Annotated in this window: 16 protein-coding genes; 9 read left to right on the top strand and 7 right to left on the bottom strand. The window is 65.0% G+C overall.

Annotated elements, in window-relative coordinates:
- The first annotated feature begins 1 nt into the window (after position 1).
- Genes BLR31_RS17750 through BLR31_RS17735 form a run of 4 tightly spaced genes read left to right on the top strand, consistent with a single transcriptional unit; the run spans position 2 to position 3,499 of the window.
- Entirely contained in the window at positions 2 to 604 is a 603-nt protein-coding gene (locus BLR31_RS17750) for a DsbA family protein (RefSeq protein WP_090598459.1), read from the top strand.
- On the top strand, positions 601 to 1,782 hold the full coding sequence (locus tag BLR31_RS17745; protein ID WP_090598457.1) for a L,D-transpeptidase family protein: 1,182 nt from the start codon (positions 601 to 603) through the stop codon (positions 1,780 to 1,782). Before BLR31_RS17750 ends, BLR31_RS17745 begins: the two co-directional genes overlap by 4 nt.
- Positions 1,782 to 2,051, top strand: a complete 270-nt coding sequence (locus tag BLR31_RS17740) for a hypothetical protein (protein WP_176762741.1) — start codon at positions 1,782 to 1,784, stop codon at positions 2,049 to 2,051. Before BLR31_RS17745 ends, BLR31_RS17740 begins: the two co-directional genes overlap by 1 nt.
- Entirely contained in the window at positions 2,051 to 3,499 is a 1,449-nt protein-coding gene (locus BLR31_RS17735) for a bifunctional metallophosphatase/5'-nucleotidase (protein WP_090598452.1), read from the top strand. Before BLR31_RS17740 ends, BLR31_RS17735 begins: the two co-directional genes overlap by 1 nt.
- Before the next feature lie 12 nt (positions 3,500 to 3,511).
- Here BLR31_RS17735 and BLR31_RS17730 read toward each other — a convergent pair whose 3' ends face one another.
- The 7 genes from BLR31_RS17730 to BLR31_RS17700 all read right to left on the bottom strand — a co-directional run bounded on the left by BLR31_RS17730 (position 3,512) and on the right by BLR31_RS17700 (position 11,734).
- Positions 3,512 to 4,258 (bottom strand): GGDEF domain-containing protein, encoded by a 747-nt coding sequence (locus BLR31_RS17730; protein ID WP_176762740.1) that lies wholly within the window; start codon positions 4,256 to 4,258, stop codon positions 3,512 to 3,514.
- Positions 4,259 to 4,466: 208 nt separating this feature from the next.
- On the bottom strand, positions 4,467 to 6,539 hold the full coding sequence (locus BLR31_RS17725; RefSeq protein WP_090598448.1) for a heavy metal translocating P-type ATPase: 2,073 nt from the start codon (positions 6,537 to 6,539) through the stop codon (positions 4,467 to 4,469).
- A 7-nt stretch (positions 6,540 to 6,546) separates the two neighbouring features.
- Entirely contained in the window at positions 6,547 to 7,575 is a 1,029-nt protein-coding gene (locus BLR31_RS17720) for a c-type cytochrome (protein ID WP_090598446.1), read from the bottom strand.
- Positions 7,572 to 8,816 (bottom strand): c-type cytochrome, encoded by a 1,245-nt coding sequence (locus BLR31_RS17715; protein WP_090598444.1) that lies wholly within the window; start codon positions 8,814 to 8,816, stop codon positions 7,572 to 7,574. The genes BLR31_RS17720 and BLR31_RS17715 overlap by 4 nt, the downstream gene beginning before the upstream one ends.
- A complete protein-coding gene (locus BLR31_RS17710; RefSeq protein WP_090598442.1) occupies positions 8,813 to 9,433 on the bottom strand; it encodes a cbb3-type cytochrome c oxidase subunit II in 621 nt (206 codons plus the stop codon). The genes BLR31_RS17715 and BLR31_RS17710 overlap by 4 nt, the downstream gene beginning before the upstream one ends.
- Complete coding sequence (locus BLR31_RS17705) at positions 9,430 to 10,998, bottom strand: cbb3-type cytochrome c oxidase subunit I (protein WP_090598440.1); 1,569 nt, start codon at positions 10,996 to 10,998, stop codon at positions 9,430 to 9,432. The genes BLR31_RS17710 and BLR31_RS17705 overlap by 4 nt, the downstream gene beginning before the upstream one ends.
- Positions 10,999 to 11,101: 103 nt before the next feature.
- Positions 11,102 to 11,734 carry a DsbA family protein gene (locus BLR31_RS17700; protein WP_090598439.1) on the bottom strand — a complete coding sequence of 211 codons (633 nt, stop codon included), beginning with the start codon at positions 11,732 to 11,734 and terminating at the stop codon, positions 11,102 to 11,104.
- Positions 11,735 to 11,852: 118 nt separating this feature from the next.
- Between BLR31_RS17700 and dsbG the strand changes: the two genes are divergently transcribed.
- The 5 genes from dsbG to BLR31_RS17675 all read left to right on the top strand — a co-directional run bounded on the left by dsbG (position 11,853) and on the right by BLR31_RS17675 (position 17,247).
- A complete protein-coding gene (gene dsbG, locus BLR31_RS17695) occupies positions 11,853 to 12,644 on the top strand; it encodes a thiol:disulfide interchange protein DsbG (RefSeq protein WP_090598436.1) in 792 nt (263 codons plus the stop codon).
- A gap of 158 nt (positions 12,645 to 12,802) precedes the next feature.
- Positions 12,803 to 13,411, top strand: coding sequence for a DsbA family protein (locus BLR31_RS17690; protein ID WP_090598504.1), 609 nt, complete (start codon positions 12,803 to 12,805; stop codon positions 13,409 to 13,411).
- 33 nt (positions 13,412 to 13,444) lie between these two features.
- On the top strand, positions 13,445 to 15,262 hold the full coding sequence (gene dsbD, locus BLR31_RS17685; protein ID WP_090598433.1) for a protein-disulfide reductase DsbD: 1,818 nt from the start codon (positions 13,445 to 13,447) through the stop codon (positions 15,260 to 15,262).
- Position 15,263: 1 nt separating this feature from the next.
- Entirely contained in the window at positions 15,264 to 16,127 is an 864-nt protein-coding gene (locus tag BLR31_RS17680) for a TlpA disulfide reductase family protein (RefSeq protein ID WP_090598431.1), read from the top strand.
- A gap of 148 nt (positions 16,128 to 16,275) precedes the next feature.
- On the top strand, positions 16,276 to 17,247 hold the full coding sequence (locus tag BLR31_RS17675; protein WP_090598502.1) for a LysR family transcriptional regulator: 972 nt from the start codon (positions 16,276 to 16,278) through the stop codon (positions 17,245 to 17,247).

Below are 17,247 nucleotides of genomic sequence, written 5' to 3'. Positions count from 1 at the left end.
TATGCCGACACGGCGATGCATACTCATCACGGCTGCGGGCGGCCTGCTCGCGGCATCCGGCGCCCGCGCCAGCACACCGAATGAATTGCCCTCGCAAGACGAGGTCTTTACCGATCCCGTCACGCCGGTGCTCGGCAACCCCGAGGGCGACGTCACCATCGTCGAGTTCTTCGACTACCAGTGCCCATTCTGCAAGAGCACCTATCCGGCTCTCAAGCAATTCGTCGCCGACGACGGCAATGTTCGCCTGCTGATGCGGGACTGGCCGATCTTCGGCCCTTCCTCGCAACTGGCAGCCGAACGCGTGCTTGCCATCGATCCTCAAGGCTACCTGAAAGCGCATGAGGCGCTGATGGCGACGGAAGCGCGGCTCGCCGAGAGCGACGTCCTCGACATTCTCGCCGACGCCGGTGTGGCGGACCTTCCGGCCGCCCATGCTCCCGACGCCGTGGCGGACACGCTCGCGCGCAACGAGCGCATGGCGAATGCCTTCGGGCTCGTCGGCACGCCCGCCTTCGTCATCGGATCGAGGGTCTTCGGCGGCGTGCTCGGCAGGAACGGGCTCGCGCAGGCGGTGCTCGAAGCAAGAGGAGAACGAGGATGAAGATCGATCGACGCAGCCTTCTTGCCGGGGGTCTCGGAACGCTGGCGTTCGGCGCTGCCCCCGCCTTTTCGTGGGAGCAGGGATTCGATACATCGAGCGCCGGCATGGTCGGCGGAACGGGGAGCGTGACCCCGCTCCTGTCGCCGGCAACCCTCCAGGCGACACGAATGGCCGCCGACACCTATGCCGGCCTGGCGTCGGCTGGAGGATGGCATGGCCAGCCGTACACGCACCGGCTGTCGCTCGGCGTGCGCAGCCCCGATGCGGCATGGCTACGCCAGAGGCTTGCGATCACCGGAGACCTTGCCCCCCAGCACGCCGCCGGCGATGTGGTCGACAGCTTCGTCGACGCCGCGATCCGCCATTTCCAGGCCCGTCACGGCCTGACCGTGGACGGCGTAGCGGGCGCCGGCACCTTCGAGGCGCTCAGCCGCCCGGCTGCCGACAAGGCGCGCATTCTCGCGGCGAACCTGCCGCGGCTGGAGGCAGCCCTGACGGACGAGCGCCGCCAGGTGACCGTGAACGTCCCCTCGGCGCAGCTCGAAATGGTCGAGGATGGCGGCGTGGTTCTGCGGCAGTCGGCCGTTGTCGGCCAGCCCGACCGGGCGACGCCTCTGCTGACAAGTGCCATCCATGAAGTCAATTTCAACCCGTTCTGGCATGTGCCGAAGAGCATCATCCGGCGTGACCTCATCCCCATCATCCGCAACGATCGCGAATACCTGACGCGCATGGACATGCGCATCCTCGACGCGAATTGGAACGAGGTGTCACCCGACAGCATCGACTGGTCGACAGAGGACGCCGTGAACTACACGTTCCGCCAGCAGCCGGGCAGCCGCAACGCGCTGGGCCGCGTGCGCATCAACTTCGCCAACCAGCATGCCGTCTATCTGCACGATACGCCCGATCCTGGCCTTTTCGGCGACGCCAGCCGCTTCCATTCCTCCGGCTGCGTGCGCGTCCAGCGCATTCCGGAGTTCGTGAGCTGGCTCCTGAAGGAGACGCCCGGCTGGCCGCCCGAAACGGTTTCGGAGTTTCTGAGCAACGGTGAGCGGCGGGATGTCGCCATCGCAAATCCGATCCCTGTCCACTTCGTCTACGTGACCGCGTGGGGCGAGCCGGGCGGGCCTGCGCAGTTTCGCGACGATATTTACAACCTCATGGAGAACGTATGATGCCCACGATTTTCGATAACCCCTACCGCAAAGCTGCCATGGCCACCGTCGCCGGCATTGTCCTGGTTGCTGCCGCAATGAACGTCGGATCGACAAGCCTTGCCGGCTTGTTCGCCGTTTCCACCGGGTCCCTCGCTGGTGTCGCCTGCGCGATATTTGCCTTGGTGATGTTCGTCCATGGTCTCCGCCGCGGGTTGCGAGCGAAGGCGCCTGAGCCGGCGCCCGCCCCTCGGCGGATCGGAAGCGGCGTGACCTCGAGCGCATCCTGATGGCCGGTGCGCCACGGAGGCTGACGATCCTGCAAATCAACGACACGCACGGATATGTTGAGCCGCATCCCGAGTTGATCTGGCGCGGCAGAACGCCCGAGTTCCGAAACCTCGGCGGCTATGCGCGGATCGCGGGCTACTTCGATGCGGTGCGCCAGGAGCGGCCCGGCGCCGTCGTCGCCTTCGACAATGGCGACACCTTTCACGGCACCTACCATGCCGTCATCTCGAAAGGGACGGCGCTCGTCCCACTGGTCAACGCGCTGAAGCTCGATGCCATGACAGCGCATTGGGAATTCGCCTGGGGACCGGAGCATTTCATCCGGTTGCTCGAAGGCGTCGATCACCCGATGCTTGCGATCAATTGCTACGACAAGGAGACCGGACGCCGACCATTCGCGCCGTCGATGATGATCGAACGGGCGGGATTGCGGATCGGCGTCGTCGGCATTGCCGCCTTCATCGTGGACAAGACGATGCCGCCGCATTTCGGCGAGGGTCTGCGCTTTACCACAGGCGAGGAAGCGTTGGGCGACGAGATCGCGCGCGTACGCGCCGACGAGAAGGCGGACCTCATTATCGTCCTTTCCCATCTCGGCCTGCCACAGGACATGAAGCTCGCCGCCAACGTGCCCGGTATCGATGTCCTGTTGAGCGGGCACACGCATGACAGGCTGGAAAGCCCGATCCGGGTCGGCGCGACGGTTATCATCCAGTCCGGTTGCCATGGTGCGTTCGTCGGCCGCCTCGACATCGCGATAGACGGCGACGCGATCACGGTCGAGGACCACCGGCTGGTGCCGATGGACGACACGATCGCGCCCGACCCCGACATGGCCCGCCTGGTCGATTCGGTTGTGTCTCCCTCCCGCGATGCGTTGGCCGAAGTGGTCGGCAGTATCGACGAGGCGGCGCACCGCAACACTATCCTAGACTGCCCGACGGACGATCTTCTGCTCGCTGCCATCCGAAAGGCGTCGGGCCGCGCGATCGCCTTTTCGAATGGCTGGCGCTACGGTGCACCGATCCCTCCCGGCCGAGTTACGCTGGGGGATCTGTGGAACATGGTTCCCGTCAATCCGCCGGTGACGACGGCCGAGATGACCGGTGCTGAGATCCAGGCCATGATGGAGGAGAATCTGGAGCGGACGTTCTCCTGCGATCCCTACGGCCAGATGAGCGGCTTTGTGAAACGGTTTTGCGGGCTGACTATCTTCGCGAAGCTCGGCCTGCCGTTCGGACATCGGATCGACCGCATTTTCGTCGGCTCCTCCCCGCTCGACCCGGAAACGGTCTATCCGGTCGCCTACATCACGGCGCAGGGCGTGCCGAAAAAGTACGGGCGCAACAGAGAGACGCTTCCGGTGAAGGCGATCGACGCGCTTCGATTGTACCTTGCCAAGCCCGACCGCTCAGCGGATGGGGCCGGGAGGATCATCGCCGTCTGACCGCAGCCGGATTCAGGCGGCCGACAGGCAGACCTGGTTGCGGCCATTGCGCTTGGCATCGTAGAGGGCACGATCGGCCCGCTCCAGCAGGTCGCGGACGGTCTCATCCGGGTTGAGTGTCGATCCCCCGAAGCTCGCGGTGACGGTGATTCTGCCACCGTCTTCCAGGCAGAGCGGCCTATTCTCGATCTCCTGGCGTATGCGGTTGGCAAGAGCTTCGATCGCTTTTTCATCGGCTCCCGGCGCGACGACAAGGAACTCCTCACCGCCATACCGGATGACGGTTCGATCCGCTCCGTTCACACCGGCGATCACTTGTCCGACATGTTTGAGGACCAAGTCGCCCGTCATATGGCCATGGGTGTCGTTGACGCGTTTGAAGCTGTCGAGATCGATGATGAGGATCGAAAGCGATCGACCGCTCGCTCTGGCGCGAAAGACCTCCTCCTCCAGTTTGACATCCAAAAAGCGGCGATTGAACACGCCGGTCAGTGGGTCCAGCGTTAGCTCGCGCTCGAGCGCCGCTATACGCACGACGTCGCGCGTGGTCCGGAATGAGAGGCGCGCGACGGACCATACGAAAACCCCGCCCGCCAGGAAGATCATCGAGACGACGACGTCGGCGACCGTCGACTGACGCGGCCAGTGCAAAAGAGCGAAGGCAGCGTATCCCAGAAGGAAGAGACCGATCAGGCTGGCAAGGGCTTGCCATTGGCGGTAGAGCGCGCCGCCTTCCAGCACGGAAAGAATTCCATGCACCGAGCGAAGGGAATCCGCCAGGAAAACCATGCCAATAAAGGTTAAACTGCAAACAATTCCGCTCATATCTTGAATGGTACGTTAGTACCCTTTCGTCTTCCTAAATTACCTCAAGCAAATTCTTCATTCAGGCTCTAAAACAAGTCCAGCACAGCGCGTTCTTTTGTGCCTCCCGCCCGGTTTTCCCCGGCCAAAACATGTGGAGGTGTCAGAGTTTCACGCTGTTAAGGGAGACCGAAACCGAGCTTGCCAGCATCGCGAGCGCGGCCATGGCAGGCGAGACCAGCCCCGTCACGGCGAAGGGAACGATCAGGGCGTTGTAGATGAGGGCAAGCGCGATGTTGCGCCGGCTGACGCGCACGGTGCGGTGCGCCAGCTCGATCGCAGTTCCGATCTGATCGATGCCTCCGCGAATGATGGCCACGTCAGCGGTCTGCGCAGCGGCGCTATGGGCATTGGCGACAGAGACGCCGCAATCGGCCGCCGCCAGTGCCGGCGCGTCGTTTACCCCGTCACCGACGAACAGGACAGGTCGTTCAGAACGCGTAACCAGCGTTGCCTTCGCCTGCGGCGTACAGCCGAATCGTACCTGCTCGGCTTTGAGGCCGAGCGCCGAGGCGACAGCCATCGTAGGCCCCTTGCTGTCACCCGTCGCAATGATGATGGCGACCCCGGCCGCGCTCAGTCTCGCGACGACAGCGGCCGCCTCGGGTCTCACCCGGTCGGCAAGGTCCAGAGTTCCGAACGCTTTGCCGTCGCGCATCACGACGAGCCGCGTCGCGCCGTCATCGTCGGCGGAACCCGATACCGAAACCATGCGTCCCGACTCGTCTTGCGCAAGCGCGCCGCGCGGCAGGCGTACGCCACCGGCTCCGACCTCTGAGCCATAGTAGGCGACGACGGCTTTTGCCAGCGGATGGAGAACGCCCGTTTCGGCGCGCGCGGCCGCGGCAAGCAATTCGGCCTTGGTTCGGCCAGGCGCCGGCACGACTCCGGTCACCTCAGGCGCGCCTTGTGTCAGCGTGCCGGTCTTGTCGAAGATCGCCGTGCGCACGTGTGCCAACGTTTCGAAGGCACCGGGCTCACGAATGCGAATGCCGTGTCCGGCGGCGATGCCGGTCGCACGCGCCTGCGCGAGCGGGCTTGCGATCGAAAGCGCGCACGGACATGCGCCGGCCAGGACCGCCAGCGCGCGCAGGGCCGCCTCGGCGGCGGACACTCCGAACGCCGGTGTGAGAACGAAGGTCGCCAGCGCCAGCGCGGGGATCGCCCAGGCCAGGATGCCGGCGATTCGGTCGGCGGTGGAGGCTATGCTGCCGCGCCGCGCAATCTCCAGCGCCACGGCGCCGCCCATGCGGTCGATGTCCCGGTCGCCGTGCGTCCGGTCGACTTCGAGGACGAGCCGGCGTTCGAGGTTGACCGTGCCGGCTTCGACCCGCTTGCCCGGAGCGACGGCGACGGGGATGGATTCGCCGGTCAGGACCGATCGGTCGACGGCGCTTTCTCCCGAGACGACGATGCCGTCCATGCCAACCGCCGCGCCGGCGTCGACCATGACCTGCGCGCCGATGCCGATGAGCGGCAAAACGGTTTCCCTCGGCCCGTCCGGCGACAGAACCATCGCAGTTTCCGGTGACGACGACTGGAGTGCGTTCAGCGCTTCGATGGTGCTGCGCCGGGTGGCCGTGTCGAGAAGGCGTCCCGCCAGCAGCAGCGTGACCAGCATCGTCGCGGTGTCGAAGTAGACATGCGACGAACCGTGGGCCAGCGCGGCGACAGACGCCGCGAAGGCGCCGGCCGAGCCCACCGCGATCAGAAGGTCCATGCTGGGCGTGCGCAGGCGGATCGAGCGCAGAGCCATCCAGAAGATGCCGCGCCCCGCCCAGATCACCGGCAGAGCGAGAAACCCAGCGCCGAAGGCGATCCACCACGCGGTGTCGGGGTCTAGCGAGGAGACATAAAGGACGATGGAGAGCGCCATGGACCACATGCCCGCCATCACCGCGACGGCGAGCCGGAGCGAAATGCGCCGCATGTCGGCGGCAAGCAGCGCCGACAGTTCTTTCGGGCGATGGCGCTCGATCAGTCGATAGCCGGCGCCGCCAACGGCGCGCCCGATCTCTTCGACAGTCAGCCGCGACTCGTCCCAGTCCACCAGCGCCGATGCGGTGAGATGATGGACGCCGGCCGAACGGACGGCCGGAAGGCGGCTCAGATGCCGCTCCAGCCCTCGCGCGCAGCCGCCGCAAGCCAGACCCTCGATGGCAAAGAGCCGACGCAAGCCGATGTCATTCCGGCGCGCCGACCGGCCGCTCGGGGTCGGGTGTGCCGACGCCGAGAAGCACGCCGTTCACTTCCTGGCCATAGTAGATGTCGTCTCCGTCGTGGAAGAGCTGGCGGGTTTCCTCGATCGTCATGTCGCCCTGGCGGGCGTCTTTCGGCCGCTCGAAGCTGTTGATGTAGGCGGCGACGTCCCAGGCTTCCTGATCGGTCAGGGTTCCGGGCTGCGAGAGCGGCATGTTGTTCTGGATGAAGGCGGCGGCCGTGTTGATGCGCGCCATGCCGGCGCCCCAGTTGTAGGAATTCGGTCCCCAGAGAGGCGGGAAGACGTAGCGGCCGTTCAGATCCTGCTGGCCCTGTCCGTCCCCGGCGTGGCAGACGGCGCAATTGGCGGCGAAGACCTCCTGTCCGCGCTCGGGTGAGTAGCCGAGTTCGGTCTTGGGCACGTTGCCGAAGCCGCCGCCTTCCATCTCGGTGTTGTTGGGCGCGCCGCTCGCCAGCCAATAGAAATAGCTCTGGAGGTCGCGATAGATGTCGTCGCCGTGCGGCGGCGGCTCGCCGGAGACGGAGTGCTGGGCGTTCATCGAGAAGGTGAAGCACCCCATGACGCGATCCTCCATCGTGTTGATCTGGTCGTTCTTGGCGCGATACTGCGGATAGCGGCCCCAGGCGGCCCACATCGGCGCCGAATAGGGCTGGCGGCCCTCGCCAAGGTGGCAGTTCGCGCAGGAAAGACCGTTGCCGACGTGATCGGAAGCATTAGTCGCCGTGTTCATGAAGATCGCCTGACCCCGACGCACCGATTCGCCGAACGGGCTGTCCGGAATCTGATCGTTGCCGGGCGCCTGGAAATAGCCCGAAGCGACGGTCTGGTCGGGGCGCTCAAGACCGGGGATGAGACCGGATTCGTAGAGAAGCGCGCCGGTCGCCGCGAGGATCAATGTCGCGCCGCCGGCATAGATCAGATGCTTGACGTATCGGCCCTTGCGCGGGTTGGTCGGTTTGGCGCGCGCGTCCTTTTCCGTCTCGTGACTCATCGATCTTCTCCCTGTGCGGCAAGCGTGTCGCCCGTTCCGGCCGGAACGGGCGGGAGCGAGGCGAGATAGTCGGCGACGGACCGTCGATCCGCCGCGCTGAGCGCGCTCGAGATGTGCTCCATGAGGTCGAGCGAGGAATTGGTGCGCTGCCCGCCGGCCCAGGCTGCAAGCTGGCTCGCCGTATAGGCCGCGTGCTGCGCTGCCAGCGGCGGGAACTCCGGCGCGACGCCGAAGCCGGAGGGTCCATGGCAGGAGAAGCAGGACGGGACGGTCAGGCTCCAGTCGCCTTCACGCGCCAGTTGCTCGCCCCGCTCCAGATCGCCGCCGAGATCGGGGCGTGCATTGGAGGGCACGCGCAACCCGGAATAGTAGGCGCCGAGCGCCTGCTTCTCCTCGTCCGTCAGTTCCGCGACGACGACGGCCATGGATTCGTTGAGGCGCCGCCCGGCGGCGAAGTCGTGCAGTTGCTTGCGGATGTAGTCCGCCGGCAGGCCGGCAAGTCGCGGCGTGTTCTCGCGGCCCTGGCCGAGATCGCCGTGACAGCTCGCGCAGGACCATTGGCCGCCCCGGCCCTCGAAGATCAGAGCGGAGATTTCCGGCGCGACGGGTTGGAGCGTGCCGCTGGCAAATGGCGGCTGGTCGCCGAGAGCCAGACCCGTGTCCTCGGCGACGCCCGCCCCGCCGCGAAAGCTTCCAAGGTCCGAGACGCGCCCTCGCAACTCGGCGGCCTCGGCAGCCTCCAGGACCCGGTCGTTCTCGCCCCAGCGCGCCGCCACGTAGGATGCCAGTTCTGCGACCTCGACATCGGTGAAAACGCTGGCGAAGCTCGGCATGTGGCCGTCATAGAGGGCGTCGTTGACGCGGATCGGGCCGTCGATGCCACGCAGCATGATGTTCGCGACCAGCTCGGGGCCATGTTGTACGAAGGGCGAGCCGGCGAGCGGCGGGACCGCACGGCGAATGCCGAGACCGTTGGACTGATGGCAAGTCGCGCAACTGGCCTCGAACAGCGCGTGCCCGGGCTCGACCGCCTGCCCGGTCGCGAGGCGGGTGTCCTCGATGCGCTCGACCTGCGCGCGCTCCTCGTGCCGGCGCGTGTCGAACAGCGTGGCGGCACCCCATACGCCGAGCGCTACGGCGATGCCGAGAAGCGGCCAGGGGATCGAGGCGTCAAGCTCATAGGGCTCGAAATGCTCGTCAGGATGACGCGGGTCTCGCTGGGGTCGGCGGTCGGCGGTCATTCGGCATCCCCCCGAGGCCGGTAGCCGTCATCCCGGATTCCGTCCTCCGGTGCCGGATAGGTCCGGTCGAGGGAGAGCAGGTATGCCGTGAGGTCGAGGGCTTCCTGGCTCGCGACCACCACGCCCTCGGCAGGGGCGAACCCGGGCGGCAGGGCGACGACGACATCGCCCTCCTCGGCTTTGGCCTTCACCTCGAAGAGGAAGGGATAGGCGGGCATGATGCTCCAGTCGAAGATCGCCCGCGGCTGGTAGAGATGGGTCAGATGCCAGCTTTCGGAGGGAAGCCGCGCACCGACATTGAGAAGGTCGGGACCGGTGCGCATGGTGCCGAGCTGGTGCGGCGAATCGTAGAAGTAGTCGGCCGAGACCGAAGGCCGGCCCCAGCCGCGCTCACCGTCCGGCGCCTGCTCGGGCGCGCGCGGCTGCTGGCTGTGGCAGTAGAGGCAGCCCATGGAGACGTAGACGTCGCGGCCGCGCTGCTCCTCGGCGGTGTAGGGCCGCAGCCCGGCGGGCGGCTCGGGTCTCGCCATCTCGATGCCGGGCGCGATCACCAGCATTAGGGTGGCGAAGGCGAGGATGCCGAGCGAGATGATGGAAAGGGGAAGATAGTTGTTCATTCGGCTGGCACCGTGCGGACGCTCTCCGGGACGCGCTGCGGCAGGAGAATGCTGGCGACGTTGAAGGCGAAGACGAGGTGGCCGAGCGTCATCAGCGCGCCGCCGACGCTGCGGGCCTCCAGATAGGGCTTTGTGAGGATCACGCTCTCGGAGAAGGGCCGCGTCCCGTCGAGCATGGCGAGTCCTTGCAACCAGCCGCCGATGGACAGGCCGAAGAAGTAGATCGCGAAGCCGATGACAACGAGCCAGAAATGCGCGTTGATCAGCGCCGGCCAGCGGAAGACGCGGCCGGTCATGCGCGGCAGCATGTGATAGACCGCGCCGAACATGGTGATCGTCACGAAGGCGTAGGCGCCCAGATGCGCGTGGCCCACCGTGTAGTGGGTGAAATGCGTGACCGAGTTGACCGAGCGCAGCGCCTCGATGGAGCCCTGGAAGGAAGCCATCGTGTACATGAGCGCGCCGAAGGCGATGAAGCGCAGCGGCAGCGATTCCTTGAGCGCCCAAAGGTTCTGACCGACGGTGATATGCTGGTTGATCGCCACGGCGATGACCGGGATGAACATCATCACCGAATGGACCACCGAAAGCGTGGCGACCCAGGTCGGCACCGGACCGCCGATCAGGTGATGAATCCCTACCTGGCTGTAGAACAGCGCCAGCCCCCAGAAGCCGATCAGCGAGACTGCATAGGAGAAGACCGGTTTGCCGATGATCTTGGGGATGAAATAATAGGCCGTGCCGACCCCGATCGGTGTCAGCCACAGGCCGAGCACGTTGTGCGCGAACCACCAGTTGACGGTCGCCTCCTCCACGCCCGAATGCACGTAGGGCAGGTTCGCAATGACGAACAGGCAGGGAAACCAGAGGATTCCGGCGAGGAAGTACCACCCGGTGACGTAGATGTGGTGAACCTGCCGGGCCAGCGTTGTCTTGATCAGCGGCACCATGAAGAAGACGCCGGCGAGCGCGAGGACGAGATCGAGCTGCCAGGGAATCTCCAGCCACTCCTCGCCGTCGGTCCAACCATTCGCGATGGCAATCGCGCCGAGGAGGACGGCGGCGTTCCAGAGCGCCGCCCCGATCAGCGGCAGGCGCGGTGCGCGCAGCGGCGTATGGAATATCCGCGGCAGGACCCAGATCATCGCCGCGATGCCGACCTGCGACAGCCAGCCATAGATGACGAGGTTCAGATGCAGCGTGCGCACGCGCCCGAACGTCAGCGCAGCATGGTCGGACAGCCAGTCCGGCCAGTGCAGCTTGAGGGAGGCGACGAGGCCGAACACCGAGCCGATGACGAGCCAGACGGTGGCGGCGATCAGAAGCACGGCCACGGGCCGGGTTGAGACCGCGTCGATGCCGCTGCGGACCGTGTCGAAATGATAGGGCCTGGAAGTCGCCGTCTCGCCGCTGTCGACGTGACCTTCGTCGCCGGGCTCGAAGATCACGCGCGCATCATGCTGGTCGGGGGCGACCTGCTTGTTGCTGATGGCCCAGATGAGAAAGGCGAGCGCCAGAAGCGAAACCACGAAGCTCAGCGCGAGCAGCAGTCCCATCGTCACCATGTCGCGCGTCCTCCCTCAGCTTCGCAACAAATCAAATGTGGAAGCCGGAGACGCCGAACCTTAAGGTAATCTTAAGGCGCCGGGAGACGCGTTTAAGGCAGGATCAGAATCTGTCGCCGCTGTCGCGCGCTAGCTTGATAGCTTCTTCGAAACTCGGGGCGTCATAGGAGCCGGCGACGAGCTTGCGTCCAATCGCGTATCCAGGCGTTCCTGTCAGCCGCAGACCGAGGGTCTGCCGGTTGTTGCGATCGAACAGTGCCTCAACCTGTTCGCTGTTTTGGTCATATCGGCTGCTCATGACATCGACATCTAGGCCGGCTGCCCGCAAAGCCGCGTCGATCTCCTCGATGCTAAGACGGCCCTGTTCCAGCATGATCGCATCCATGCCCGCCTCGTAGTCAGGGGTCCCGGCGGCGGCGAGCACAAGGCGCGATGCATGGCGTGATGCTTCGGTCAGGATTGGCCGATCCTTCTTGATCAGCCGGACGTTCCCATCCCGCCGCGCGACATCCTTCAGGACGGGGTAGTCGCCTTTGCAGAACGGGCAGTTGTAGTCGAAGAACGAGACGATGGTCACATCTCCGTCCGGGTTGCCAAGGACGGGAATGTCCGGATCGCGATACACTTCGTCAGGCGTTGGTGGGGAAGAGCGGCTTTGGGACATCGCCGTATGCGCGACAAGCGGCGCCGCAATGGCAATGCCGCCCCATATGATGAGCTTTCTGCGGTCGATCATGGCGCTCCCCTTGCTGACGCTACGCGGGAGCCGTCTCGGCAGGCGAGCTTAAGGCAGCCTTAAGGTTGGCCGGGACCCCTTCGCCAGAAACCCGAACTCAAGGATCGTCTGGCTCAGCATGATTGGAACAAAGAAACTTCTGCTCGCGGCGGCCTCTGCCGTCCTTTTGTCGGGGTGCAGCAATGAAGATAACAGCGCTGCCTCGACACCGGATGCGACGAGTAGCGCCGCTCTGCGCGCGCTTGAAGGACAGGGCGTGACGATCCACGGGTCGCTCGATGTGCCGGGCGGTTTGAATGCGTTCGGCGCGAGCGCTGGTACGCAAGGCATGGCCGTCTACATCATGCCCGATTCCGACTACGCGGTGATCGGCACGCTTATCGATGCGGAGGGTAATCCCGTTGCGGAGGAAGCGCTTCGCCAGATCGTCAGCGAACCTATGGAGCAAGGTGCCTGGGATGCACTGGAGGCTTCGAGCTGGGTGCAGGACGGCGATCCCTCCGCAGAACGCGTGATCTACACATTCACCGATGCCAACTGCCCATTCTGCAACGAGCTATGGCATGCTGCGCGGCCGTGGGTCGAGGCCGATAAGGTGCAGCTTCGCCACGTCATGGTCGGCGTGATCCGCGCTGACTCCGCCGGCAAGGCGGCAACGATCCTTGAAGCCGATGATCCGGAAGCGGCGATGACGCAAAACGTCATGAACCATGCCCAGGGTGGCGTGGAACCGATAGAATCCATTTCGGCGGAGACGACGGAAAAGCTGTCAGAAAATGTCCAGTTGATGCAGCAACTCGGGTTCAGCGGGACGCCCGGTATGGTCGCCCGCGCCGCCGACGGTTCGCTGGTGCTGCGGCCCGGGGTGCCGCGGGGACCAGCGCTAGAGGAGCTGTTCGGGCCGCTGTGAGGGCGGATTCGGTCAAGGAACCCTTAAGCCTGCCTTAAGCTCGGCGATATGCGTTCCTGCCAATCGCATCATCCGGAGCTTTGGCTATGCACGTTCGGCGCGCACGTACAACCGCATTTCCCCTCACCATCGGCGGATCGTCGTCTTTGCAAGGCGCACTGACTCGGCGAACGATGCTCGCCGGGTTTGCGGCCTTAGCCGCGGTCGGCCTCGTCACACGGGTCCGCGCCGACGACATGTCGGCCGAGATGATCCTCAATGATCCCGAAGCCCCGGTCGGCGGAAATCCGCAGGGTGACGTCACCATCGTCTCGTTCTTCGATTACAACTGCCCTTTCTGCAAGCGCACGGTTCAACCGTTGAATGCTGTGATCGCGTCGGACGGCAATGTTCGCCATGTCTATAAGGACTGGCCGATCCTTGCACCAACATCCGTTTTTGGTGCCAAGCTCGCGCTCGCAGCCAAGTATCTCGACCGCTACGAGGACGCCTACAACGCGCTCATGGGCATCGACGACCCCCGAGTGCCCGAAGAGCGCATGCGGCAGGCGCTTGAAGGCGCGGGCTTCGACCTGGCTGCCCTCGAGACCGAGGCCAGTCGCAGGGACGCCGAAATCACGACTCTGCTCCAGCGCAATAATGCGCAGGCGGAAGGGCTTGGTTTACAGGGAACGCCCGTTTTCCTGATCGGCCAATTCCTCGTTGCCGCCGCCCTTGACGAGGATGGATTTCGTCAGGTCGTCGCCGACGCTCGCGAAGCGTCCTGATGCGCCCCTGCCTGCAATATTCCGAGTGACTCCATGCCCCGACTGACCGCCTTTCGTCTTCTCGCCGCTTTCCTTTTGGCCTTCCTCGCGGTGCCCGTCGCAGCGCAACAGGAAAACCTCTTGCAAGCCGAAGAGGCTTTTCGCTTCTCCATCGAACGAAGCGCGGACCAGAGGATCGAGCTTCGATGGGAAATCGAGGAGGGCTACTATCTCTATCGAGACCATCTCGAAGCAAAGGATGCCGTAACCGGCGCGGCCGTGCCGCTTCAGACTGAGGCGGGTGTCGTCGAGACCGAGGACGCCAATTTCGGCCCGTCTGAGGTCTACTACCTCGAAGCGATCGCGCGTCTGGGTGCCGATGCGCCGGCGCAGGTCGCGGTCACCTATCAAGGCTGCAAGAAGGATTCGATCTGCTATCCGCCGCTGACTCTGACGGTGGACACGGCAAGCTTGCAGGTGTCCGAGCCAGTCGTGGGTTTCGGCGTCGCCGCACCGCCTGCGCCAACTTCCAGCGGAACGGGGAACGGCGGCTTCAACCTCGCAGCAGACACGCTGGGCGGTGGCATGGTCGGCTCGCTGCTGGCGAGCGGCGGCGCGATCTGGGTCGTCGCGAGCTTCCTTGCCTTCGGGCTACTGCTGGCCTTCACGCCCTGCGTCCTGCCGATGTATCCGATCCTGAGCGCGACCCTGGCGCGCGAGGGCGAGGCGCTGACGGCACGGCGAGGGTTCGTCCTGTCTCTCGCCTATGTGCTGGCGATGGCCGCCGCGTTCGGCCTGCTCGGCATCGTTGCCGCCTGGTCGGGCCAGAACCTCCAGATGGTGCTGCAATCGCCTTGGGCCATCGGCACAGTCGCTCTGATCTTCGTCGTGCTGGCAACGTCGATGTTCGGTCTGTTCGAACTGCAACTTCCGACGGCATGGGTCAGCCGGATGGCTGGGGTCCAGGCCGGCTCGCGCGGCTCGGTGGGCGGAGCGGCCGGCATGGGCTTTCTCTCCGCGCTGATCGTCGGCCCGTGCGTCACCGCGCCGCTCGCTGCGGCCCTTCTCTACATTGCGCAGACCGGCGACGCCTATCTCGGCGCGGCCGCGCTGTTCGCGCTCGGGCTCGGCCAGGGCATCCCTTTGATCGCCTTCGGTACGATGGGCAGCCGTGCGTTGCCGCGCGCCGGCGCGTGGATGGTGCAGGTCAAGTATGCCTTCGGCTTCGTCTTCCTCGGCGCTGCTATCTGGATGGTCTCCCGCGTCCTGCCGCCACAGGCGACGCTGGCCCTGTGGGCGGCACTCCTCCTGCTTGCTGCCGTCTTCCTTGGTGCCGTCGATCGGCTGACGGCGGATGCCGGGGCTGGCTTGCGCTTCCGCAAGGCGACGGGCCTGGCCGCGTCGCTCGCTGGCGTGATCCTCGCCATCGGCGCGGCATCGGGCGGAACCGACCCGCTGCGCCCGCTGGCGCATTTCGGGATGGGGAGCTCTGGTCAGCAGGTGGCTGAGACCGAGATGACGTTCGTTTCGGCAAACTCGACGCCGGAGCTGGAGCAGGCGATGGCCTCGGCCGACGGACGCCCGGCCTTCGTCTACTTCACCGCCGACTGGTGCGTCATCTGCAAGACGATCGAGCGGGACCTTTTTCCGAGCGCCGATGTTGTCGCCGGACTCGACGGCTTCCAGCGCATCAAGGTCGACCTCACGGATTTCAACCAAGAAAACCACGGCCTAATGCGCGACCTCGCCGTCGTCGGCCCGCCGACGATGATCTTCTTCGACGCCGATGCGGCGGAGCCGAACGGAACCCGGCTGATCGGCGACGTCGGCGTTGACACGCTGCTGGCATCCATTGCCCAGGCGAGGCAGTGACATGAACGCTGTCGTCATCGGCCCCTTCGTCTTCGCGCCCGACCGCTTCGCCGCGATCCTTGCTATCGCCGTCTTTCTTTTCCTGAGCGCGATTCTCGCGCGCAAGGTCGATGAGCGCTTCTCGTCATGGGCATGGGGCGCGGCCGTATCCTTCATCGTCGGTGCGCGGATCGGGCATGTCCTCCAGCATGCGGGCAGCTTCCTCGCCGAGCCGCTGCGCGCGTTCTACATCTGGCAGGGCGGATTCATGATCGAGGCGGGCGTCGTGCTGGCGATCGCCTACACGCTGTTCCGCTTCCGACGCGAACTGAAACTGGCTGCCTGGACAATCCCCCCAAGCGCGGCGTCCGCCTATGTGGCCTTTTTCGTTCTCCAGCTCACGGCCGGCACGCCGGCCACCCCGCTCCCGACTGGAAATATGTATCGAACGCTTGCTGGAGAACAGTTCCAGCCGGCGGCTGAGCTGACAGGACAGCCGGTCGTTATCAATCTGTGGGCGACATGGTGCCCGCCATGCCGGCGGGAAATGCCGATGATGGCGGACGTGGCCGCAAACACAGACGATGCCCAGCTTGTCTTCGTCAACCAGGGCGAGGGACAAGAAATCATCGAACGCTACCTCACGGCGGAGAACCTCGATCTGGAGCATGTCATACTCGACGGGCTTGGCGAGTTCGGCCGCCACTACGAGGTGCCGGGATTGCCCGCGACGTTCTTCATCGGCAGCGATGGCATGCTTCAGTCCGTTCACATGGGAGAAATCTCTCGCGAGGGCCTGCTGGCAGGGATCGCGGCCCTCCAGGACGATCAGACGGATGCTGCCGATCCTCCGAGCAACGCGAGCACCGGAGAAGTTGACGGGTGAAGCAATGTGAGGACAGCCGTCGGTTCGTCGCGAACATCGCTCCGGCTGATATCGGAGGATGGCATCGCCGCGACGAGACGATCTGGCCACCCGTCAAACCCGCGAGAGCCTGCCTACCTGATCCTCCTTCGTGCTTGTGATGGCGATGATGGAGGAGGAACTTCTTGCGGCACTAAACGACGAAAGCTCCAGGATCGGGGGCGCTTCGCCCTATGACCTGCGATCGCTGAGGTACGTGCTGGCGGCGGCGGAACATCTAAGCATGCACGCTGCCGCGAACGCGCTCGACATGGACCGAACGACCGTCAGTCGTGCGGTTCGTGACTTCGAGGAGCGTGTCGGGGTCGGGCTTTTCGAGCGCGGTACGTTCGGTGTGAGGCTGACCGATGCCAGCGAGCGTCTTCTTGACGGCATCATTCCGGCGCTGGTGCAGATCGAGCATGCTGTGCAATTTGCGGCCGCCGCAGGGCGGGTTGAGAACGGGACGGTACGGGTCGGCATCATCTCGACGCTCGCGGGCGGGTTCCTGCGCAAGCTGGTGCATAGTTATGAGCGGGAGCATCCCGGCGTAAAGCTGGCGATACGAGACGGCGGCCGGCGGGAGCATTTGTGCGCCATTCGTGCCCGCAAGCTCGACATCGCGTTCCTCACGGCCGTCGATGATGCAAGTGGGTGCGATGTTTCCGAACTCTGGCGCGAGCGTGTCTATGTGGCCATGCCCGTCTCCCACCCCTTGTCGGATCTGGAAGGGCTCGATTGGCCCGATCTCCGTGACGAGTTGGTTATCGTATCCCGCACCGCCTCGGGTCCTGACGTCCACGACTACATCGTGCGGCGATCCGCGGGCCGAAATGCGTATCCATCCGTGGAGTATAGCGAGGCCGGCCAGGAAACGCTGATGCACATGGTCGCGATCGGAAGGGGGATAACGCTCGTTGCGGAAGCGTGGCGGGAAATGCCGATTCCCGGTCTCGCTCTGGTGCCGCTCGTCGCTGACGAGGATATCGTGTCGTTTAGCGCAGTGTGGTCGCCCGCGAACGACAATCCCAGCCTGCGGCGCTTCGTCAGTTTTGCTCGGACGATGGCGCAGAAGCGGCGGCGTCCTCAGGGCTTGATGTAA

It is taken from the genome of Pelagibacterium luteolum (assembly GCF_900100665.1).
In the GTDB taxonomy this organism is placed as follows: Bacteria; Pseudomonadota; Alphaproteobacteria; order Rhizobiales; family Devosiaceae; genus Pelagibacterium; species Pelagibacterium luteolum.
The sequence above is the reverse complement of the archived record's forward strand: the minus strand, read 5'-3'. Positions and strand labels throughout refer to the sequence as shown.